Annotated in this window: 19 protein-coding genes and 1 riboswitch; of the genes, 10 read left to right on the top strand and 9 right to left on the bottom strand. The window is 38.9% G+C overall.

Annotation, left to right across the window (positions count from 1 at the left end; all coding sequences use genetic code 11):
- Positions 1-48: 48 nt before the first annotated feature.
- Positions 49-1,848 (bottom strand): TonB-dependent receptor domain-containing protein, encoded by a 1,800-nt coding sequence (locus EGC82_RS11260; RefSeq protein WP_124730848.1) that lies wholly within the window; start codon positions 1,846-1,848, stop codon positions 49-51.
- A gap of 186 nt (positions 1,849-2,034) precedes the next feature.
- Positions 2,035-2,224: riboswitch (cobalamin riboswitch) on the bottom strand.
- 375 nt (positions 2,225-2,599) lie between these two features.
- Here EGC82_RS11260 and EGC82_RS11255 point away from each other — a divergent pair.
- Both EGC82_RS11255 and EGC82_RS11250 read left to right on the top strand, forming a co-directional pair.
- Positions 2,600-4,633 carry a hypothetical protein gene (locus EGC82_RS11255; protein ID WP_124730847.1) on the top strand — a complete coding sequence of 678 codons (2,034 nt, stop codon included), beginning with the start codon at positions 2,600-2,602 and terminating at the stop codon, positions 4,631-4,633.
- 382 nt (positions 4,634-5,015) lie between these two features.
- Complete coding sequence (locus tag EGC82_RS11250; RefSeq protein WP_124730846.1) at positions 5,016-5,774, top strand: helix-turn-helix transcriptional regulator; 759 nt, start codon at positions 5,016-5,018, stop codon at positions 5,772-5,774.
- A 152-nt stretch (positions 5,775-5,926) separates the two neighbouring features.
- Here EGC82_RS11250 and EGC82_RS11245 read toward each other — a convergent pair whose 3' ends face one another.
- Entirely contained in the window at positions 5,927-6,133 is a 207-nt protein-coding gene (locus EGC82_RS11245) for an MtrB/PioB family outer membrane beta-barrel protein (RefSeq protein ID WP_124730845.1), read from the bottom strand.
- Positions 6,134-6,331: 198 nt separating this feature from the next.
- On the opposite strand from EGC82_RS11245, the gene EGC82_RS11240 reads away from it, so the two are divergent.
- Complete coding sequence (locus tag EGC82_RS11240) at positions 6,332-8,425, top strand: hypothetical protein (RefSeq protein WP_124730844.1); 2,094 nt, start codon at positions 6,332-6,334, stop codon at positions 8,423-8,425.
- Between the two features lie 614 nt (positions 8,426-9,039).
- The gene (locus tag EGC82_RS11235; protein ID WP_124730843.1) at positions 9,040-9,798 is read left to right on the top strand and encodes a helix-turn-helix transcriptional regulator; all 759 of its coding nucleotides are present in this window, start codon (positions 9,040-9,042) and stop codon (positions 9,796-9,798) included.
- Between the two features lie 465 nt (positions 9,799-10,263).
- On the opposite strand, the gene EGC82_RS11230 is transcribed toward EGC82_RS11235, so the two are convergent.
- The 3 genes from EGC82_RS11230 to EGC82_RS11220 all read right to left on the bottom strand — a co-directional run bounded on the left by EGC82_RS11230 (position 10,264) and on the right by EGC82_RS11220 (position 14,500).
- Positions 10,264-12,285, bottom strand: coding sequence for an MtrB/PioB family decaheme-associated outer membrane protein (locus tag EGC82_RS11230; RefSeq protein WP_124730842.1), 2,022 nt, complete (start codon positions 12,283-12,285; stop codon positions 10,264-10,266).
- Positions 12,286-12,294: 9 nt separating this feature from the next.
- Positions 12,295-13,263, bottom strand: coding sequence for a DmsE family decaheme c-type cytochrome (locus tag EGC82_RS11225; protein ID WP_124730841.1), 969 nt, complete (start codon positions 13,261-13,263; stop codon positions 12,295-12,297).
- Between the two features lie 340 nt (positions 13,264-13,603).
- Positions 13,604-14,500, bottom strand: coding sequence for an ABC transporter substrate-binding protein (locus tag EGC82_RS11220; RefSeq protein WP_124730840.1), 897 nt, complete (start codon positions 14,498-14,500; stop codon positions 13,604-13,606).
- A 202-nt stretch (positions 14,501-14,702) separates the two neighbouring features.
- Between EGC82_RS11220 and EGC82_RS11215 the strand changes: the two genes are divergently transcribed.
- The gene (locus tag EGC82_RS11215) at positions 14,703-15,593 is read left to right on the top strand and encodes an ABC transporter ATP-binding protein (RefSeq protein WP_124730839.1); all 891 of its coding nucleotides are present in this window, start codon (positions 14,703-14,705) and stop codon (positions 15,591-15,593) included.
- Positions 15,590-16,573 carry an ABC transporter permease gene (locus tag EGC82_RS11210; RefSeq protein WP_124730838.1) on the top strand — a complete coding sequence of 328 codons (984 nt, stop codon included), beginning with the start codon at positions 15,590-15,592 and terminating at the stop codon, positions 16,571-16,573. Before EGC82_RS11215 ends, EGC82_RS11210 begins: the two co-directional genes overlap by 4 nt.
- Before the next feature lie 5 nt (positions 16,574-16,578).
- Here the strand turns inward: EGC82_RS11210 and EGC82_RS11205 are convergent, their stop codons facing one another.
- From EGC82_RS11205 to EGC82_RS11190, 4 genes are all read right to left on the bottom strand, one after another.
- Positions 16,579-16,926, bottom strand: a complete 348-nt coding sequence (locus EGC82_RS11205) for a hypothetical protein (protein ID WP_208646895.1) — start codon at positions 16,924-16,926, stop codon at positions 16,579-16,581.
- Positions 16,927-16,932: 6 nt separating this feature from the next.
- Positions 16,933-17,529 carry a DUF1819 family protein gene (locus EGC82_RS11200; RefSeq protein WP_124730837.1) on the bottom strand — a complete coding sequence of 199 codons (597 nt, stop codon included), beginning with the start codon at positions 17,527-17,529 and terminating at the stop codon, positions 16,933-16,935.
- On the bottom strand, positions 17,522-18,196 hold the full coding sequence (locus EGC82_RS11195; RefSeq protein ID WP_208646894.1) for a WYL domain-containing protein: 675 nt from the start codon (positions 18,194-18,196) through the stop codon (positions 17,522-17,524). The genes EGC82_RS11200 and EGC82_RS11195 overlap by 8 nt, the downstream gene beginning before the upstream one ends.
- A gap of 390 nt (positions 18,197-18,586) precedes the next feature.
- Positions 18,587-18,814 carry a helix-turn-helix domain-containing protein gene (locus EGC82_RS11190; protein WP_124730836.1) on the bottom strand — a complete coding sequence of 76 codons (228 nt, stop codon included), beginning with the start codon at positions 18,812-18,814 and terminating at the stop codon, positions 18,587-18,589.
- A 91-nt stretch (positions 18,815-18,905) separates the two neighbouring features.
- Here EGC82_RS11190 and EGC82_RS11185 point away from each other — a divergent pair, with 91 nt between their 5' ends.
- The 4 genes from EGC82_RS11185 to EGC82_RS11170 are packed head-to-tail and all read left to right on the top strand — an operon-like array spanning position 18,906 to position 21,581.
- The gene (locus EGC82_RS11185) at positions 18,906-19,157 is read left to right on the top strand and encodes a hypothetical protein (RefSeq protein ID WP_124730835.1); all 252 of its coding nucleotides are present in this window, start codon (positions 18,906-18,908) and stop codon (positions 19,155-19,157) included.
- Positions 19,150-20,373, top strand: a complete 1,224-nt coding sequence (locus EGC82_RS11180; RefSeq protein WP_124730834.1) for an Arm DNA-binding domain-containing protein — start codon at positions 19,150-19,152, stop codon at positions 20,371-20,373. The genes EGC82_RS11185 and EGC82_RS11180 overlap by 8 nt, the downstream gene beginning before the upstream one ends.
- On the top strand, positions 20,366-21,229 hold the full coding sequence (locus EGC82_RS11175) for an HD domain-containing protein (RefSeq protein ID WP_164839128.1): 864 nt from the start codon (positions 20,366-20,368) through the stop codon (positions 21,227-21,229). The genes EGC82_RS11180 and EGC82_RS11175 overlap by 8 nt, the downstream gene beginning before the upstream one ends.
- A 19-nt stretch (positions 21,230-21,248) precedes the next feature.
- Positions 21,249-21,581, top strand: a complete 333-nt coding sequence (locus EGC82_RS11170) for a hypothetical protein (RefSeq protein ID WP_124730832.1) — start codon at positions 21,249-21,251, stop codon at positions 21,579-21,581.
- The last annotated feature ends 26 nt before the right edge of the window (positions 21,582-21,607 follow it).

Here is a 21,607-nt window from a genome sequence, read left to right as displayed (position 1 = left end):
AGAATGTGTTAACCTTTTAATCAGGATTAACACATTCAATTGGTAACCTTAGAATTTGTTATAACTCACACTTAAATACCACTGTGCACCGGGGCCGTAGTAATCAGCATTTGATATAATATCTTCGTCAAATAGGTTGTTTGCCTTTAACCGAAACTGCCAGTTTTGCGCCAATGTGTAACCAATACTTGCATCCACTTTATGGTAAGCATCGTTGTATTCGGCGCCATCTTTACGCTTGCCTTGATAATGGTAATCAAGTCTTAAATCCCAATCCGCGATTGGGTAGGCGAGAGAAAAGTCAGCCTCATGTTCACTTCGGCCTTCTAGCTCTACATTAGTGAGTTTATTTTCAGTATCTAGGTAGGTATAACTCAGTGTGTGCTGTAGGCCATTAACCGTAAAGTTAACACCAAATTCAGCACCTTTAATTGAGGCTTCATCAACATTTTCAGGACGATAAATATCCCAATCATTTTGATCTTTTTCACCCGTGTTCACCCAGTTAATAAGATCATCGACTTCTGTATCAAATACACTGACATAAGCATTATAATCTTCGTTTGTGTAACTTAGTGTTAAGTCGACATTGGTAGAGGTTTCTGACGTAAGATCTGGGTTACCAGAATTGGGCCAGTATAAGTCATTAAAAGTAGGTGCTTTAAAACCAGTTCCATAGCCCAAACTCATGCGCCAATTATCATCAAATCGATAACCCGCACTGAGATTGAACGATGTTTCACTGTCAATATTTTCGACATCGTCGTAACGAACTACGCCTTCAAGTAACCATTGATTAATATCAACTCGAGCAAGAGCAAAAACCGCTGTTATATCACGTTCATTTTGGGCGTAATAGCCGTCTACTTCTTCGGAGATGTAATCAGCACCCGCATTAAACGTCAGCATGTCGTTTACTGTAAACTGGTTTATCCAACTCACTTGGTCACGCGTTGTTTCGTATAACGACTTGCCCTCAACGCCATTACGGAAATTTTCATTTGAATCTTGGCTCTGACCAATTAACAACTTAGATTCCCAGGCATCTGACTGGTATTGCGCTGCTGCGTTAACGTAGTAATTATCAAAATCAGCTTCATTACCGCCCCAAGAACTGTCGTATTCAGAGTTTCCTGAAGAATATTGACCATTCCAGCTGATTAACCATTGATCGGTAATATTTTGTAATCCATTAAGACCCACGCTCAGTCTGTCATATCCATCATCATCAGTCTCAGCGTCACGCTTAGCATCAAAACCATCACTTTGCTCTTTTGACACGGTCACACTGGTTAATCCATCACCATGTGAAATGCCGCCGCCAGCGCTGTAGCGAGAATAATTATCGCTACCTAATTCAGCACCAACAAAGCCTTCGTCTTGTGCATATTTACGAGTAAATATTTGGATAACCCCACCAATGGCATCGCTGCCCCATATAGACGCCCTCGGGCCTTTTACCACTTCAATACGTTCTATTTGTTCTGGTGATAGGCCATTAAAACTAGCGCTACCTAGGGTTGCTGAACTAATACGGGCACCATCTACAAGCACCAAGACATGATCTGAATTAGCACCACGAATACTCACACTAGCGGTTTGACCCGCACCACCGGTACGGGTAACACTCACACCGGGTAATTGTTCTAATAAATCAACCACAGATTTAGGATTAATCTGTGCTATTTCTGTCCGCTCAATGGTATTGACGACGGCAAGACGTTGTTCAGGGGAAGCGTCAAAGCGATCAGCAGTGACCACCATAACGTCATCCATTTCTTGTGAGGCTACCTGGAAACTTGCTGCACACATTAAGGCAACAATAGATAAGCGCGTTTTTAACTGCATGGTTTTTCCTTAGAAAAAAGTTAAAAGCGCGGGAATGCTCCCTTTGGGGGAGATAATCAAAATAGAGGTTGTTTCATCTTATTCTGATCACAACAGATAAAACCGAGTGAGAGTGAAGCCTAGTGTTAAATACACCCTAATTGCCGACACTATTATACTTGGTCGTCTGCTCAAGAAACCCGCTTGAGTCAAAGTCTAATAGAGGTCGGTCTCCTGGCTCTCAGCGTCTAAACATATTCCTTCCCGATCGTCGACCAGTGGTATTAATATGTTGCTCTGATTACAGTTGCAGGCACAGCCGCGGTATCTCACCGCATTCCCATGAACTAGTTATATATTGTTTATATTACTGTCCACCTCTACATGCCAAGCAAGTTACCCCCAGTTTTATTATTCGCCTAGGAGCAAGATCACAGATACATTTTTTTCAAATAAAGTGTGTGATTTCTTACAGTACTTTTGAAGGTTTTTGACTGACTTTTATGTGAAAATCTAGGTCTATCTTCATCAAATCATTTTTCTGGCACGAAGAATTTCTGGCTCTATAATCAATACCCAATTGTTGCTAAAGGGTTTGAATATCCTCTAGACGTCAAACGAAATTCAAACAATTAAGTGACACACTTCATAATTTGACAACTCACGCGGCTTTTTTTACAGAAAACAACACTGAACACTAATCAACTTAACCTCACCATACTTGTGCAAAAAAATGTGTTTAAGACTTAAACATAATAAATAGGTATGTATGATGAAATTATATAATAAAACACTGATAAGCTTATTGATGGTGAGTTTATGGGGCTGTGGTTCAGAAGACAAAACTGTGGTCGATGCACCACAGCCAATCGTTACCGAAACGCCTGCGGACTCAAAAGTCGTTAACGAAGCCTGGAATTACATTGAAACTCCTTATTTCGATATTAAAGGGTTTGAATTAAGAGGAAATGTTGGGGTTAATATTGGCCGACTTGAAGACAATACCACCAAATGGGTTGGCACAGGCCTGTATCTTCAAGCAACTGGTGACAGTTCTCGAGATATAAATGGTGATGGCAGAGTTGCTTTCAACGATGCAGCACTAGCAGGCATTGTTAATAAAGAAACGGGACCTGCTTACACCCAAAATACACAAGCTATGATTGATTATCTTGCAACTAACCCCGATGGGCTTGGCGCGGGCACTGCAAGACCTGATATCTTTAAACCAGGTCACTATAGTCCGTTTGATTTGCTTCGTTTTATTGTGGGTACCCGTGCTGATATGCGCTGGGAAGGTGATATAACCTCTTATAAAGATTCACAATATAATACGTTTGAATACAAAATTTCTTGGGATGCTAACGGTGATGGCCTGTTTGATGAAAATGACGGTGAACACTTTAATAGTGAAAACTGGCATTTTTCAATATTCCCATCAATTGGTCAAAATAGACAATATGGAAACCGATCGTTTGAAACGAGTTATGACCGCATCGACCAATTTTGGTTGAAACGAGAGATGAAAATTAGATTCTTACCATTCACTGATGAGATGACCAATAGACGACATTGGGTGTGGCAGCAAGAACAGGATCGTCTAGCGGCTGATGATGGGAAATACATTATTCCAAAAGTATTTCATATTAATTCTTTTACAGGTGAACTGCAGGTAGTTGCTCAAAATGTAGAAGTACACCCTTTTAATCTTCGCTCTGATGTATTCCAAGAGGGAGTTATGACTGAAATGGATGCCTGGTTGTCTGTTGCAAAACAAATTGACGCAGACATTAGGTTTACTTGGTGGGCAACCATGAGTTCTGGGGCTGTAGTAGAACATTTTGCAATGATGTATGACCAATGGACTGGCCCTTATGGTGGCTGGACCGCTACATCTCCATCACGTGGTGAACTTGCGACTGCAGGTGATTTCACATATACACCGCCTGCGTGTAATTTTAATCGAGATGGCTCTTCGCCGGCATCAGGTATGGACCCAATCAATCCAGCTGTTTGCGCAAAAGAATGGCAAACTTTTAACGGAACTGGAGCGGTAAACAATGAGTTCACTTATGACTCAAGAATAATGACATACCCTTGGGAATATCTTCAATTAGTATCATTTAAGTTTGAACAGCGTAACTCTATTGATGTGGATTTACACAAAGATCATAAAATTGATGTCTATATTGCAAAAGATGAACTCCAGCATACGACACTCGATAGCCTAGGTGATTTCGACATGTACCCAACTGCAGATGTAACAGGTACAGGGACATTAAGATACCTCCCCGCAGCAACGAGTGAAACACAAGTAGGTAATGCTAAAATTCTCGACCAGACTCATTTTGGTTGGAAAATAGCCGATTGTACTGAATGTCACAATGATAAAAAGGATCCGCTAGGCCATGGTGGGCAAAGCTGGCCAACAAACAGTGCTGATGGATTTGATTATCCCCAACCTAATTATTGTGCAACTTGCCATGGAAATAACGGCGCGCCAGAAGGTCATAACCGTGGGGCGCGTTGCTTCTGGTGTCACAATACTAATAATGAAAGTCAACTCCAAAAACATCATGGCGATTCCAACTTAGCCAAGTTTATTCCTAAAGAAAAGAATGTTTCTAATCAACGTCATGCAAGTACAGCTACTGTGAACGAATTAGGCAATTATCAACCGTATGGTGATCTTTGGGTTCCGAGTCATAATAATGATTACACACTAAGTAAGGTATTCCCTGATCCATACACTTGTGGTACTTGTCATGGTTATAACCATGAACCGAAAAAATATAATGTAAAATAATCTATCTTTAATTGATGAAGCCCTGCAGAGTAATAACGACTGGGCTTTTTTATCATCATGTTATTAATAAGATCTTGATAACTATTATCCTTATATTCATTAACAAAAAACGATCATATCAACAGCAAAGGGTTGTATATGGTAATCCCAAGATGATGTCCTTGTTCACATATCAACAAATGCCTAATGGTTTACTTCATAAAACAACAGTGTTTTATTATCATCAAAACTATAATGTAACCAGCATTAAGCTACTAAATTAATGTCTATATTTTGATAACTTTACAAAAAGATAAATCTGCTAATTTCGATTTTATAGTTAACTTATTCCCCAGTAAAAAGTAAATTAATTGCTACTCAACATTTATGTAAGAGGTTTGGTATGAGTTTGACCTTGAAAGAAACACTAGATTTAATGAGCGACCTCAAGGAGAAAATATCCAGATATGACAAATTAGAACTTGCCTATAAAATCTATCCTAGAGAAGGCCTTGGTGAATTAAAAGGAAAAAAACTATCTATTGCTAAGGCATTGGTTATTCAAAATAATTATCCATTATTGGTCACTAATCTGAAGATATTGAGAAAAATAACTCCAATAACGACATTTGCATCTGTCAATAGTATTTCGTTACCTGATTTTGCACTTAAAGGCGACTGGCCGAAAGGTTATTTACCATTATCTAGTTGGTTTTCACAAGACAGTAATAAGCCTTGGTCTGATACATTAAAAGACAGATTTAATTTGGGTTGTGAATCGTGTCTAACCATTATTGTGAGTAGTCCTGAACAAGATTTTGTAGGTGGTTTTGCTATATTCAGCGAACAAATAAAGCAAGATGACTTGGAAGACTACTTAGAAAAAAATAAAATCGCTGATTATCTCGATTTAATACATTTTTATATGTCCCGAAAGTACTCTAATTTGACTAGCCCAAGCCAATATAATGGCACTATAAAACCTAAAACACGCAAAGTGATTGAGCTTACTGCCATGGGATTTCACGTCAGTGAAATTAGCAACATGTTACATCTTACTGAAAGAGGCGTAAGCTATCACCTTGATTTAGCTAAGGAGGTGTTGGTTGCAAAGAACAAAATGGAGCTCATTTACAAAGCGACCCATGAGTGTATCATCTAACAAGTACACCACTATCTCAATGTTGGAACAGAGTTCTTTACCAACTTAACGAACCAGTCTCTTGTATTAATATCCAAACTAATTGAATGTCGAAAAAAAGCTAGAATATTTACATATTCTGACCTTTGAATTACAGATAGTTTTCTATTCTTCTACTTTCTTTTTTTACTCATTTTCAAAACCTTGACATGTACCGCAGCATCACCACGTTTACTGCCAAGATCTTTTGCATAAATCTCGGTTCGTATCCCGCTATCAGTCACAGTGGCAGCATTTGCATCAATCGCACCTGTAAAACCGTCATCATAACCTAGCGCATTGGCACTGTGGTTATCATCATCACTAATAGAACCCCCCATACTTAGCCTAAGTTTTATCCAATTTTTACAAGACTTTTTTCGATTTAGTTAACTGTTAACGCATAAATAAGTAACACCGGTCACATTTGTCAATCAAAAACACCTTTTTTACATTAAATAACACTGTTTTATTTGTGGGCTTGTTTGACCATAGTCGTGTAAATAAAAGCTGTTATAAATAAGAAAAAGGTAAGAATGATGAAAATACAAAGCAAAACATTAATCGCATTATTGATGATTGGTATGTGGGGCTGTGGATCTGATGACAAAACAGTAGTCGCATTAGATCAACCCGTTACTGATAATCCAACTACACAAACCCCTGCAGAAGGAAAAGTGGTTAACGAAGCCTGGAATTACATTGATTCCCCTTATATGGAGTTCGGTGATTCAAGCTTAAAAGGACAAGTCCAACTGTACGTGGGCAGGATGGAAGACAATGTTCAACCTTGGGTTAGCAGTGCATTGCTGCGCTCTTTTAGCGGTGATCTTTCTGGCGATATGAACGGTGATGGTGTTATTAACCACCGTGATTCAACCTTAGCAGGGATAAAGAACGTTGAAGCAGGACCCATTTCTTATGTTCAGACTGAGGATATGCGTGAATACTTAGCCACCAATCCTGATGGACTGGGCGCGGGGACTTCACGGCCAGATATTTTCGTTGAAGGCATTTATAGTCATTTCGATCTTTTACGCTTTGTCGTCGGCACTCACGATGATTTACGCTTTGAAGGGGATATCATTTCTTACAAAGACTCAGCCTATGATACCTATGAATTCAACCTTTCTTGGGACCAAAACCAAGATGGTGTGTTTGATGAAAAAGACGGAGAATATTATAATAGTGATGACTGGCATTTTGCATATGAAAATAGCAGAGGGCAGAATACGTTTTATGCTGGATCACGCCTAGACTATACCTACCGCCGGATGGACCAAACATGGTTACGTGAAGGTCAACAGGTGCGTTTTTTACCCCATCACGAAGCTATGACCAACCGCAGACATTGGATTTGGAAACAAGAGCAAGACCGCTTAGCCGCTAGTGATGGGAAGTTTATTATCCCAATATTGATGCATAGTGGGGGGGCCGAATTAACCATCCCTGAATTCCAAGCTCAACGAAATCCTTCCCCAGAAATTATCGCGACAAACGTTGAAGTCAAAGCGTTCAATTTACGTAGCGATGTATGGCAACCAGGGCACATTACCTCTATGGATGTATGGATGAGCGTTGCAGAGCAAACCGGAGAAAGGTATAGCTTTACATGGTGGCCTGTTATGAGCTCTGGCGCGATTGTCAATAACTTTTCTTTAATGGAACACCCATACTCAGGGCCCTATGGTGGCTGGATGGCATCGATTCCTTATCAAGGCGAATTAGTTGCGGCGCTTGACTTTGCTATGGCACCTTTTCCAACTTGTGACTTTAAGTTAGATGGTTCGCCAACTGCAGCAGGTGAAGGCGAAATACCCCAAGACATATGCAACCAAGAATGGTTGTCTTTTCAAGGTATCGGCGGAAATAATCTCAGTGAGGTAGCTGGTGCTAATTTATTATCTTATCCACCAGAGTACATGGCGTTGGTAACGCTAAGTGCTACAGCGTTTAACAATGTTGATGAAATTGACATGCATTATGGTGATAGAGACAGTAAAGAAATGTATGTCGCTAAAAGCGAGTTACAATTCTCTACATTAAATTCACTTGGTGATTTTGACCTGTATCCAACTGTGGATGCCACTCAAACGGCTAGACTGCGCCAAGTTGTTGCCGCCACAAAAGACACTACCGTCGGAAACGCTAAGATATTAGATCAGACCCACTTTGGTTGGAATATTTCTGACTGTACTCAATGTCATAATGAAAATAAACAACCTTTAGGACATGGCGGACAAAGTTGGCCAACTAATAGTGCTGATGGCTTTGATTATATTCAGCCATACTACTGCGCGAGTTGTCATGGTAGTAACGGTGCATCCGAGGGACATAACCGAGGCGCGCGTTGTTTCTGGTGCCACAACACCAATAACCCTGACGGCCTTCACATGAAAAATCATGGTGATGCAAGTTTAGCTAAGTTCGTTCCCGCTGAAGAGAATGTCTCCAATCAACGTACCGCAAGTGGTCAACAATTAGATTTTGATGGCACCGAAAAGCCATATGATGACCTTTGGTTCCCAAGTCATAACAGTGATTATAACTTAAGTAAAACCTATCCCGACCCTTATTCATGTACAGCATGCCATGGTGTTGATAAAGAACCTATAGAATATGTTGTTGAATAAAATACATTAAAATCTTGTATGGAACGTGTTTAACCGCCTCACTTTAAACACACTGTAAAATACTCGAAAAGCAAGCTCCAGAAATGGAGTTTGCTTTTAACCTTTAATGCAAAGACGCATTGATCGTTTAACCCATAACAATAGTTAATAGCCCTTAATAATAAACCCCACAGCCTGTTAGTGATGGTTACGAACTAGGGAGCTAGATCAGGGCGAGATCGCGAACGTTTTATGAACAGATTCAGTATATTTTTAAAACTACATTTGTTCAGAACGTTATCATTTCATGAGTGATTGGAAGTAGTTCTATATTGATACTTTTTATTGTGAACAAAAAACGCACACTCATGCGGTTACCCTGGGAGCTAGATCCGCCAATAAATATTTAATCATAAAAAATATCGATTGATGACCTAGCGCACATTTCAATAATTCTCCTTAGTTTACAATGATTAACAATAGTATTTCATACATTACACTTTATAACTTATGTTATTAATTAGACAAGTTTATTAATAACTTACGTGCAAGGCGCATTGATTTCAACCGAACCCAAATATTGAACATCAATGCCCTATCATTGTTAGTTGTCTAGCTGTTAAAGAGGTTTTTACATGATTTTATCCTCAAAAGAAACATTAACCATCATGGCTGATCTCAAGAGTAAAATGGCTCGATTTGACGATTTGGAGATAGCATATAAAATATACCCTAGAAAGGGTCTAGGCCATTTAAAAGCTAAAAAATTAACTAATTCAAAAGCATTTGCAATTCATAACAAGTATCCATTGTTAGTTTCAAATACAAGTTTATTAGACCTAGTTTCTCCGGTACTCTCATTCGCAATTACACAAAATATGCCCATGCCTAATTTCCTTCTAAATGGTGATTGGCCTACTGGTTATGTTCCACTCTTAAGCTGGATGTCACAAGACAGTAATAAGCCTTGGTCTAAAACCATAGAAGCGCAATTCGATTTAGACAGAAAATCATACCTAACAGTAGTTGTTGGTCACGCGGAACAAGATTTTGTTGGTGCATTCTGCATATTTAGCGATAAAATAAGACAAGACGAATTGTTAAGCTACCTTGAGGACAACAAGGTCGCTGAATACCTCGAACTGTTACATCTCTACATGACTCAAAAATACCCCAAGCTTATCCACCCTAGTTCGCATAACGGCACAATTAAACCTAAAACGCACAAAGTGATTGAGCTTACTGCGATGGGATTTAACGTCAGTGAAATCAGTAATATATTACATCTCACAGAAAGAGGTGTAAGCTATCACATTGATTTGGCTAAAGAAGTCTTGGATGCAAAGAACAAGGCGGAGCTCATTTACAAAGCGACTCATGAGTGTATTATCTAACAAGTACACCACTATCTCAATGTTGGAACAGAGATCTTTACCAACTTAATGAACCAGTCTCTTATATTAATATCCAAACTAATTGAGTGTCAAAAAAGGCCAGAATATTTACATATTCTGACCTTTGAATTACAAATGGTTTTCTATTCTTCTACTTTCTTTATTAACTCATGTTCAAAACCATGACATGTACAGAAAGAGTAAGGAGCTGGAAATTTTTTACTCAGTGTAAAGTCGCTGTTTTGAATTGAATATCGAAAGACTTTATACAAATCTAGCTCACCTTGGTATCAGGTCAGTGCTTTATAAGTAATGGCATTTTAAGATAAGACGGTAGTCTTGAAAATTGAAGGGTTCAGAGCAAGGTTGTTTCAGAGAGCAAACCCTATCTACAACAAAAAGGTTAGGGTCTCCCCTAACCTTTTAATTTTATCACCAATTTAACAATGACAAACTCTATACAAACTAGAATGTATAGTTGTACGTCGCCATAATGAGGTGAGCATCGTAATCTTGTGAAAGATAACCCAATGTAGTGAGGTTTGTCACTCCGTCCCCGGCTTTATTCACCACTGGGATTTCTGCATAATCGCTATCTTGGTAATCAGTATATTGATACTTCAATCCGACTGTACTGGTTTGTGTTAACGCATAAGTGGCATTAAATTCAAAGCTATGTTCTTCAGATTCGTATTCACCTAAATTACCAATACTACCACTTACCGCAGTATCGCCTTCACTATAACTAAAGCAATATTCTGCTGAAAGTAAAACACCATAATCTGCTAAGCCAGTATATTGAGTCGATAATCCAACAAAGCCAAACTCATCACTGTTCTCTGCAGCCCAATCAGCATAGCTTGATGTTGTACTGCCAAGTTGGTCATTATCAATCCATTGGTATCCGCCATACACAGTCACATCTAGAGTGTCTGCTAGTTGCAAATTTGCACTTGCATCATAACCATAATCTTTCGATTCAGTTAGGCCAATGTCAGTATCATTGTAATCATCTAAAGCATAATAGCCTCTAAAATCAATACTTAGATTGTCTAAAGGTGTATGAGTAACATCGACAACAAACTCAGTACGTTCGCGGTCGGCCATGTCATATTTACGCATAAATTCATTTTGTAAATAATCACTGGTTATGTACTTAGTAAACTCAGCACCATCACGTTCAGCGTAACTGGCTTTAAAGCGCATATCCCACATTTCAAGGCTATCATAGCGATATTTAACCCAGAGTTCTGTTTCATCCTTTTCTTCACGAACGGTTATTGTTTGCTCCGAGTCTTTATAAGCTAAGCCTGCTGATAATTTATGCCCAGACTTAATACGATAATCAGCACTTAATTTTGATGTGGTACTTTCACGATCCATTGCGTTGGTATAAGCAATTAATCCCGTTAACTCATCGGCTTGGTATTGATCAAATTCATATGAAGGAGAGTCATTGTCTCTGTCACTATAAACAAAACTCCCTTTAACCGTTGCTTTGCTGCTGATACGAGTGACAAAAGCCAAATTCGCATCGGTTGTGTTAAGCGTTAAGTCTTGTGAAGTTAACCCCGCAGAAACACCTAGTAAAGATGAAAATGATTCGTCTTGATTCTGTTCACCATTTGAAAACTTACCTGTGATAGTCGTGTTGTCAAAACGGTAACGACCAGAAATATAGAAACTCATGGCACTATTATCTGGAGAGCCTGTTTGGATTAATAGTGGGTTAGTTTGGTCCAAGTAGACATTATCAACATCGTTGTCAAACCAGCTCCCTTTAAACCCAACTTCTGCCAACCAATTTGATCCAGACATATTAATAGCTGTATGCAAATTAGTCGTTTCACTGTTTACGGGTTGAACAAAATTAGTTGCACTGTATAAGCCTAAACTATAACTGCTTGCTCTTTTACCGGTTTTCTCTTCGTTAGAAACACTGACAAATCCGCTCCAATTATCGCCTCGATATTTGGCATCAATATTAACGCGGTCTCTATCTTGATCTAATGTTTGTACAACAAGACCATCTTGAGCGACTAGGGTGTTTCCTTCACTCACAAGGTTTGATGACGCCGTAGTGCTATCAACGCGGTATTTTGCATCATAACCCGCAGCGACGCTCCATAAACCAGGCTGACGGATAGCAATTGCAGCATCACCACGTTTACTGCCAAGTTCTTTTGCATAAAACTCGGTTCGTATCCCGCTATCAGTCACAGTGGCAGCATTTGCATCAATCGCACCTGCAAAACCGTCATCATAACCGAGCGCATTGGCACTGTGGTTATCATCATCACTTATAGAACCACCAATACTTAGCCCTACATTACCTGTAGTGCTTTGTGCATTGCATTTTTTGCATGCCCATTTTGTAGTATTAGCATTTTGACTGTTAACCGCTTTCACCCCGAAATCAAAAGCGTGTACTGGCGCATTTACCGTCATTAACAGCAATGCAATTATGCTTAATTTAGTTTTCATCATGACGACACCTTAATACTGAAACGTTCTGCCCGCAGGATTATTAGAACCGTGAATTTGTGTATGGCAATTTAAACAACCCTGTCCAGCGGTTTGAATACTAGTGTTACCACTTGGAATACCGCTTGGGTGATAATCATTACCATGGCATTGCTTACACAACATAGGCACACGTGTTTTCAACATACGTTCATTTACTGCGCCATGGGCATCATGACAATTGGCACAATTTTCGATAACAGGTGCATGTTCCCATAAAAACGGCCCACGCTTTTCAGCATGACATTGGTAGCAAGTGTCATTAATCGTGTCTTGATTCATACTTGCTTCAGCCATGGTGCCGTGTGGATTATGGCAATCACTACAACTCATATCATTGTTTTTAATGTCATGTGCTGAACGTTTATGGCTGTCGGCTTTCTCTTTTGTATGGCATGACATACATTTTTCATTTTCACCTTGCTTGGTGAGCACCTTATCTTTAGGTGTATGCAATTGATGACAATCAACACATGCTACGTCTTCAGTAACATGCACTGAACTGTGCCAATCGAGACGAGCGCTATCGTTATGGCAAGCTAGACACACACTATTTTGCATTTCTGCTGTTAAAGGTGATTTTTTACCAAAACTGATCATGGGTTCATTTTTACCAATATGCTTGCCTTTAGGACCATGACAGGATTCACATTGCAAACCCGCCATAGGACCATTTACAGTATTTGGATTACCATGCACACTGCTAAAAATATCAGCAACACCAGCTGTTTTTTTATGGCAAGCCATACAAGTGTCAGCACCCGATTTAGAATACTTACCTTCGGTAAATTTCTGTTGCAATAACTCCAGTTGTTGAGTTTTTAAATCGTCTTTACTATTAGCGGTTTCACTTTGTGCCGCACCGACATAAGAGGTAAACACCAATGCAAAAGTTAAAATTGCACCGTAAAATAGCCTAGTTTTTTTAATCGTCATATTCATAGTTGACTCTACTATTTGTTAGTTTTGTTATATAAACCCCTTAAAATGTAAGGGATCATCATCCGTAAACAAACATAGAGAAATACGTTGAGAAATACTCTGGGAGTTTTAACAGTAAATTAGTTTTTGAGAGCTGGTTAACACCAATAATTTGCTTAAAAATTGCCTTTGTAAGGTGTAAGCAAATAATGAGATCTCACTTATTGAATCTGGAATGGTTCAAAGGTGATTTTTAATCACTAACAGATATGTTATATGCTCTAATAGATTAAAACGTATGATGGTAATTATTTTAAGGCTTGATGAGCAGAATAATAGATTCTGCTCATTAGCAAATGAATTAATGTCCGTGGATGGCTTCAGCAAGTAATCTTGCTGAGTTAGGAATATTAGGGCCAGCCTGTTTGGTGACCGCTGAGTCTATAAACTTAACCTGTTGTTTAATAACAGCGGTGACTTTATTGGCATTCACTCGTCCACGCACTTCATCGATAGTGGTGGTACCACTGCCTGCCTCTGTGCCACTAAATATTGGACCTGTAGCGCCTGGCCACATTGGTAATAGAATAAAATCCGGGTTTTGGTTAACAATTTCATCCCATGTCACCATCGGCGCAATACCTGAACGTTCAGCGAATACGGGCTCCCCGCCAGCTATTTTAATTAACTCTGTAATGTAAGAGTCTGCGCCGGGTACACACTTATAAAAATAATTTATCTCATAATAGACTTTAACTTTAGGCTGGTTGGCATATTGCTGTTCAATCGTGTCTAACTGAGATTTTATTTGTGAAATGAGCAGACTTGAAGCCTCGGCGCGATTGATAGTTTGTCCCAATGCGTCGATACCTCGATACACTTCATCTAAACTGGACTCTTGCATGTGGATGACTTTTACACCGCGCTTTTCTAACTCACGTTTAAGGTTTAGCTGTAGCCCCGTAGCAGTTAACACCAAGCTGGGATTCAATGCGATGACCTTTTCAATATCAATATCGGTAAACCCTCCAACGACGGGCAATTCGCCTCTGGCAATTTTATCCGGTAGGCTCTGCGGAAAGCGGGCATATCGAGTCACGCCAACTAATTCATTTTCAGCGCCAAGCGATGACACCGTATGGCTCCAATTGGGCGCCAGTGACACAATACGTTCTGCAGCTGCGACTTGCGCCACCAGTAAAAATGACGTAAATATCGCCCAAATTGCCACATATATTGGCTTGGTAAAGTGTTTCATTGTAAAAGTTAGCCCATTAACACAGTATTGAATGTTCAAAATACCGCATAAAATCACCTAAAAAGTACTCTATAACACCAGAATTCCGAACTCAATCACAAATATAACAAGTAATTATAAACACTGTCATAACTCACAGTGTTTGCAGTGTAACGAATGATGATAATGCTTAGTTATCTAAGCGATCTTCGTCGAGGCATTTTTGAGTTCAATTCTTATTGCTGACAATCTTAATTATTCTTATGCAAAACATCACGTTGTTAAAAACGTGAGTATTAATGTGGAACAAGGCTCGTGTTTTGGTCTACTTGGTCCTAATGGCGCGGGTAAATCGACTACGTTAGAGATATTAGAAGGTATCAAAAATCCGGCTACCGGCCAGGTGTTATATAAAGGTTTGCCGTTAAGCAAAAGTTACAGCAAACACATCGGTATTCAGTTTCAAATGACAGCGTTACCTGATTATTTAAAGGTGAGAGACTGCTTACATTTATTTGCCAGCTTTTATGACAATCCAGTCGATATTGAGCAACTTATCAGCCTGTGTTTACTCGACGATGCAATCGATCAGTTTCATTACCAAATTTCAGGCGGTCAGCGGCAAAGGTTGTTACTGGCGTTAAGTTTAATCAATGACCCACAACTGATTTTTCTTGATGAGCCCACAACAGGCTTAGATCCCAATGCGCGAATGGCATTTTGGCAATTACTGTCGAATATAAAAAAACAGGGTAAAACCATAGTATTAACCACCCATTACATGGAAGAAGCTCAACATCTATGCGATAAAGTCGCGATCATCAATGCTGGTGAAATTGTGGTCAAACAACCACCACAAACACTTTTAAAAGCGCATTTTTTAAATCATATCTTAACCTTACCTTTTAATGTTAATTGCCCTGTGGACAGTGCAGTACCTCAAACATTTCGGACTCGAAATCAGGGCGGACATTATATTGTCGAATGCAATGATGCCCAACAAGCCATTACTTGGTTAAATGGCCTTAACATTCCAATTACGGGATTAAATATAAGACCGCCAAATCTTGAAGACCTGTACCTTAAGTTAACCGGGAGTTCATTCGCCATATGAGAGCATTATGGGCCTTAATCCATTCACGAAATCTTGAGTTTATTCGAGATCGTTCAGCACTAGGCTGGTCGCTATTTTTCCCACTTATTCTTATCCTAGCCCTAGGTTTAATTTTCGATGACGAAGAAAAAAGTATCTACCAAGTTGGTTATATAGATGCGACATCGGTGAGTGAAATACAACAAACCCTTAAGCATGTAGAGTTTATTCAATACCCCGATCTTGCAACTGCTCAGCATAAAGTGTCACGCCACCTTGTTGATATAATCATTGATAACGATAACTACTGGGTAAATGCCGACTCGAGCCGCGGCTATATTATTGAACAATTGGTGTTAACCCGCATTCCTACGCTACAAAAGCAGCTTATTGAGGGTGACGCTGTGCGTCACATTGACTGGCTTTTACCGGGGATTATTGGCATGAATATGATGTTCTCGGCACTATACGGTGTGGGTTATGTGATTGTGCGCTATCGCCGCACCGGTGTACTAAAACGCATGCAAGTGACCCCGTTAGCACCTTGGCAATTTTTACTGTCGCAGTTACTCAGCCGTTTATTTACGCTTGTGGTCACATCCATCATTGTCTTTATGGTTGTTTGTGTGATTTTTTCGGTCAATATTGTTGGCAACCCATTATTGTTATTATTAAACATTACCTTAGGGGGCGCTGCGATGTTAGGCATAGGCTTATTGGTAGCCAGCAGAGCCGATTCTGAAGAATTTAGTAATGGCATACTCAATATATTCTCCTGGCCGATGATGTTGCTCTCGGGTATTTGGTTTAGTTTAGAAGGCGCAAAACCTTGGGTGAGAGCTATTGCAGACTTATTGCCATTAACGCACATGAACGACGCGAACCGTGCAGTGATTATTGATGGCGCTGACTTTTTTGCGATATTTCATCACTTATGGCCATTAGCATTAATCACATGTGTCACACTTGGTTTGGCTAGCTGGCGTTTTAAGTGGAACTAAGCCCCCTATTGTTCGTTGTGTGAGTAAGCCTTCGCCTTGAAAAGTGCATCATCACCTTTTTCAAATTGCATTTGATAGGCCCTATCTAACAATTTTCGTGATTTAAGTAACTCAATTATCATTTCGAATAAGTTAATGCAGACAAATTGCTTACCGGTGATTTCTGCTCGAGTGGTTAACTTTTTCGTAATCAGCGCTAAATGGTCTCTTACTGCAAGTTCATGCTCTGGTGCATAATCAAAAATGTAAAAGCCGATTTCTCCACCAAGTTCTTTGTTTGTCAGAAATGCATCACTTTTTAACTTTTCTTGAACTTGGTCAAGACGTTGTTGTAATTGTTGTAAAGTTTGCATACCTGATTATGGCTCCATTGCTCTTACGATATCATCACGATTAAGGTTTAAGAGTATCTGCCTTACATCTGGAGAAATATAAACATTGAGGAAACGCTTATGTTGGGTGCTTTCTAAATACCCTGCATCTACTAATAGCTTAAATGCTACTTGAGACACCTTATATGTTGAAGATACTGATATATCACCAAGTGTTGGGTACTGCCTTGTTTTTCCTTCCCAAAAATGTTGCCAATCATCTACATTTAACGTTTCTCTAAACATCCGTTTGGCATCGCTTACTATGCTTCTCATGAAGTCTGCAAGCAATGTAGAATTGATTAAAGTTGCTGCAAACATGAGTTGTGTCGCTTCCTCAGTACCGCTGTAAGCCAATTTTTCTAAGAATGCTTTATCTAAGCCCTGTAAACGCTTTTTTATGGTGGCTGCATTACGTTTTGCAGAAGCTGCTGAAGGTTTTTGAAGGATATTATTTTCGATAATCGCTTCGTTCCATTGCTCGCTTGTTGTGGCTTTTAATAATAAATCAGCAATGATCTGACTTTCTCTTATCATTAAGCTTCCGCCGATAAGGTCGCCTAAGTATTTTTTGTGGTCAGTCATTTAAGTGGTCCTTTAAAACTGTACTTTTTGTTGCTGGTTTAAGTTCATCATAACCGGAAGCTAGATGCAGGTTATCAACACCGTACAGTGTGGCTCGATTACGTAGCCATAAGTGATGTTCTGGGGAGTATTGTGTCGCGTTTTCTGAGCAGTCCACATTCCAGCGCCGAAGTATATAACCTGTTAATGCTGATCTCACTTCTAATTTAAGTAAACCTTGATCCATGCCATAGTCACATTCAATAGCTTGAGTGTATCTAACGTTAGTTGGATGCAGAACCAACTCTAAATGAACTATGCGCATCCATTGTTGATCAGCCAATATTTTTGCATTGTCTAAAATGGGTTTATCGATCAGTTTGGCGGACATTATTCTTGTGATAACAAAATCTTTAAATTGTTGGCTTTTCTCATCAAATGCTCGAATATGCCAATGGAGTCCGTTATCAACTATTGAATGAGCAATGACAACTCGCTGGCTTAATCCGCTCTGAGGTGAGATATATTCGATTTCGATAGCTTTGATGTTAATCATTGCCTGCGTGATTGTGGCTACGATTAGAATATTAGGAGTGACTAATTGGCTCTGCTTTTCAAAAGAAAGTGAAATTGGCGAGTCACTATTACTGCCACTGAGAATTTGAGTCGCAAATTCACGGCAAGACATATCTTTGTTGTGTTCAAATAACGGTTTAAAGGTTTCTGTTATGAAGTACCTTTTTCCGCATTATCATGGGTTAAGTTCTGCCTTGCTAAGTCTTTGTATATGTTGATATCACGAGTAGCAGAAGATAAACCTAACTTAAAGTTTTAAACAATTTCTGATCGAGTAAAATGCCTAACTAACATCAATCTAAAATCAAAGTATTTGAGTCTTTGCTGCTGCGAGAAAGAATGTTTATCCATCTATCCTTACTACATACTAAAAACGAACCTAAATTTGATTCATCTTGAATCGCACTTCAATTGTTTAGTTGAAAAGGTAGTTTTATGAGTGAATAGATTGTCAATATTGTGTGATTGATTTAAAGGCTTAACTGGGTAGCATTTCTGTTTATTATTTTTGAGGCTTACTGTGGTGAATGATGTCTTCAACTTTACAATCGAAATATATACACAGGGCGTCAAGGGTTCGTGTTGTTGTTGAGTAATTCACATTTGAGGCCATTTTTGAAATTGCAGCCTTGTTAACGCCTGCAGCGCAAGCTACTTCATCGAGTGTTATTTTTCTATTTTCTGAAGCTGACTTCTTAGCTATTAATTCTTTTATGTTATATGTGATCATATCTTTATACTTAAACGATATAAAAAGTATCCTTGCAAGAAACTAAAAATAAGGCTAAATTAGATTAAAGTTTCTTGTGAGGATACAAAAGATGAGTTTACAGCAAAAAACACTGCTTACTGCCAAAGAGCTTTCCCCGCTCATAAAATTCAACCCAGATTACATCAACAGTAAATTGAAGGACAAGGTTTTTTTTGAAGGAATTCATTATATAAGGCCATTTGGTTGCAGAAAAATATTTTATGTCTGGGAACAGATAGAAAAAGAGCTATATCAGCAAACAAACTACCAAGCCCAGAAGTTTATTATTCCGATGGCCAAAGGAGGTGTGTGTCATGGCTAGTATCAGAGCTCGCACTGGAGTACTTTTTTTTGACTTTTACTATCAAGGCATTCGCTGTCGTGAGCAAACGTCATTAAATGACACCAAACTAAATCGTAGTCGTCTTGAAAGTGTTCTTCTTAATATTGAAGCGCAGATCCGTCTAGATCGTTTTGTCTATTCTGATATGTTCCCTGATAGTAAACGTTGTAGTCAATTTAAAAAATACGACGACCAGATAAGGTTAGTTAAAGAAAGCGATCCTGAACCGTCAAATCGACTGTTGGCTAACATACCAACTTTCAGTCAGTTCTCTGATGAATGGCTTGCAGAAAATAGAATCCAATGGAAGATTAGTCATAGCAAAAACGTGTCTATGATATTCGAACGGTATTTAATCCCTGTATTTGGGACATACAGCCTGGATCAAATTACAAGGCCACAGATTATAAAATATCGTGCAAGTATTATAGAACCCAAAAGAAAGTCTAAACACTCAAAGAAACTCAGCAATGATTGGATAAATCATGTAATGACACCTCTACGTGGCATTTTAAATGAAGCAGCATTGCGTTATGACTTCCCTACTCCATTTATCAATATCAAACCTTTGAAAATTGAGAAGACCACTATTGAACCTTTTTCTCTGGCTGAAGTTCAATTCTTTTTGTCTAAAATTCGGGATGACTTTCGTGACTATTATACCGTGAGATTTTTTACGGCACTGCGAACTGCGGAAATCGATGGTTTAAAATGGCAGTTTGTAAACTTGGACCGTAATGAAATATTAGTTCAAGAAACACTGGTTGATGGCAATGTTGAGACGCCTAAAACATCAGCATCATATCGTAGTATCCAATTATCACAACCTGTTATCGAAGCACTGAAAAGACAACGTAAAGTGACTGGGAATAAGACTTATGTTTTTTGTAACAATAATGGAAATCCATTAGATCATCGAAACGTAACTAAACGTATTTGGTATCCAGCATTAGATGAAATGCGTTTAAAAAGAAGACGTCCATATCAAACAAGGCATACATGCGCGACATTATGGCTAGCCGCTGGCGAGAACCCAGAATGGATTGCTAAACAGATGGGTCATAGTACGACAAAGATGTTGTTTGAAGTTTATAGCCGCTTTGTCCCTAATGCTACCAGGCAAGATGGCAGTGCGTTCGATCGACTCATTGAACAAGTTAACTTTGACTCTACTTTGGAGAACGCGGATGAATAAGCCAGTATTTGTGTGGATAAAAAACATAAAATTCAGTGCTAACTTACCTACAGCTAACTGTGAATTTATTTCAAGCAATAACATTATTCACGCTATAACATCGGATGATATAGCAAGGAAATGTAACTTTAATCATGGACTTGCTCAAATTGTATTTAATCATGACTACCAAGGTAATACGGTTGTATGTGCAATAAAACCAATCATGACTAATTGTAAGCAAGAGCAGTATTTGAACATGGTTAATTTTGCTGAACAGCATCATGAAAACTTAGTGGGCAGGTTTTTAAAATTACTCAGCCTGGTGACACTTGAGGAGCTACAACCATTCATTAATTTTATCCTGGATAGAATGGATATTTTACAATTATTCATAAGTTCTAAAGCAAGCCATAAACATCATCATAGCTACACTGGAGGCTTGTTTGAACACAGTATTGAAGTAGCCGAAATGACGTATCAAAATGCTAGATTTTTAGACCATTCTGATGTGGAATGCCAAACAGGTCTTATCGCTGCGCTATTTCATGACATCGGTAAAATATATCCCGCTTTACATAGCAATAGTAATAAATATATAGCGGGTCCACATGATAGTTATGCTTTTGCCCTTTTAGCTACCCCTTTAGGGCAGTTAGGAACACTTAGTAGTCGGATATTTTCGATGTTATGTGATCTTCTTGCCACGAAGCCTTACGGTCATAAAACCCGATATGCCATTGAGCATGTACTTAAACAGGCAGACCGCACGTCCGCTGAATCAAATTTTGCAAAAATAAGGTTTAACGAATTACCTTCACATTATTTCTATACCCAAGTTAATGGCAATGTCATGTATAGGATAAGTAGCCTTTAACGATTTGAGAGGTTCTAAGATGGAAAGACAATATATTGGGCATTTGCAATATTTTGCAACAGGTGAAGGCCGAGCCGAAATTTTAGCTTCAGGCTCTATTGAAGAAATAGCAAATTTTGCAGGATCATTCTATGCAAGAGGTTTAACATTTTTTTCATTTGAGGAGATCCGTTTGGCAATACAACAATTGGAGAAGGATGAATACCTTGTTGATGATAGTGACAGACAAGATCATCCTGCTCTATTAGCAGCATACCATATCAATTGTCATGTACCACTCATTGCAAAGACCCTGAAAGAAGGGCTTGGGTACCTATCGTTTTCTTACAAATTTTACGTAAATCATTCATAAATTTGGTTATCATGGCGACAAAAACG

The organism is Shewanella livingstonensis (assembly GCF_003855395.1).
In the GTDB taxonomy this organism is placed as follows: Bacteria; Pseudomonadota; Gammaproteobacteria; order Enterobacterales; family Shewanellaceae; genus Shewanella; species Shewanella livingstonensis.
The sequence above is the reverse complement of the archived record's forward strand: the minus strand, read 5'-3'. Positions and strand labels throughout refer to the sequence as shown.

Excerpts from the sequence above, each read along its gene's own strand:
- EGC82_RS11260 (WP_124730848.1), bottom strand. The coding sequence starts at position 1,848 with ATGCAGTTAAAAACGCGCTTATCTATTGTTGCCTTAATGTGTGCAGCA.
- EGC82_RS11255 (WP_124730847.1), top strand. The coding sequence starts at position 2,600 with ATGAAATTATATAATAAAACACTGATAAGCTTATTGATGGTGAGTTTA.
- EGC82_RS11250 (WP_124730846.1), top strand. The coding sequence starts at position 5,016 with ATGAGTTTGACCTTGAAAGAAACACTAGATTTAATGAGCGACCTCAAG.
- EGC82_RS11245 (WP_124730845.1), bottom strand. The coding sequence starts at position 6,133 with ATGGGGGGTTCTATTAGTGATGATGATAACCACAGTGCCAATGCGCTA.
- EGC82_RS11240 (WP_124730844.1), top strand. The coding sequence starts at position 6,332 with ATGAAAATACAAAGCAAAACATTAATCGCATTATTGATGATTGGTATG.
- EGC82_RS11235 (WP_124730843.1), top strand. The coding sequence starts at position 9,040 with ATGATTTTATCCTCAAAAGAAACATTAACCATCATGGCTGATCTCAAG.
- EGC82_RS11230 (WP_124730842.1), bottom strand. The coding sequence starts at position 12,285 with ATGATGAAAACTAAATTAAGCATAATTGCATTGCTGTTAATGACGGTA.
- EGC82_RS11225 (WP_124730841.1), bottom strand. The coding sequence starts at position 13,263 with ATGAATATGACGATTAAAAAAACTAGGCTATTTTACGGTGCAATTTTA.
- EGC82_RS11220 (WP_124730840.1), bottom strand. The coding sequence starts at position 14,500 with ATGAAACACTTTACCAAGCCAATATATGTGGCAATTTGGGCGATATTT.
- EGC82_RS11210 (WP_124730838.1), top strand. The coding sequence starts at position 15,590 with ATGAGAGCATTATGGGCCTTAATCCATTCACGAAATCTTGAGTTTATT.
- EGC82_RS11205 (WP_208646895.1), bottom strand. The coding sequence starts at position 16,926 with ATGCAAACTTTACAACAATTACAACAACGTCTTGACCAAGTTCAAGAA.
- EGC82_RS11200 (WP_124730837.1), bottom strand. The coding sequence starts at position 17,529 with ATGACTGACCACAAAAAATACTTAGGCGACCTTATCGGCGGAAGCTTA.
- EGC82_RS11195 (WP_208646894.1), bottom strand. The coding sequence starts at position 18,196 with ATGTCTTGCCGTGAATTTGCGACTCAAATTCTCAGTGGCAGTAATAGT.
- EGC82_RS11190 (WP_124730836.1), bottom strand. The coding sequence starts at position 18,814 with ATGATCACATATAACATAAAAGAATTAATAGCTAAGAAGTCAGCTTCA.
- EGC82_RS11185 (WP_124730835.1), top strand. The coding sequence starts at position 18,906 with ATGAGTTTACAGCAAAAAACACTGCTTACTGCCAAAGAGCTTTCCCCG.
- EGC82_RS11180 (WP_124730834.1), top strand. The coding sequence starts at position 19,150 with ATGGCTAGTATCAGAGCTCGCACTGGAGTACTTTTTTTTGACTTTTAC.
- EGC82_RS11175 (WP_164839128.1), top strand. The coding sequence starts at position 20,366 with ATGAATAAGCCAGTATTTGTGTGGATAAAAAACATAAAATTCAGTGCT.
- EGC82_RS11170 (WP_124730832.1), top strand. The coding sequence starts at position 21,249 with ATGGAAAGACAATATATTGGGCATTTGCAATATTTTGCAACAGGTGAA.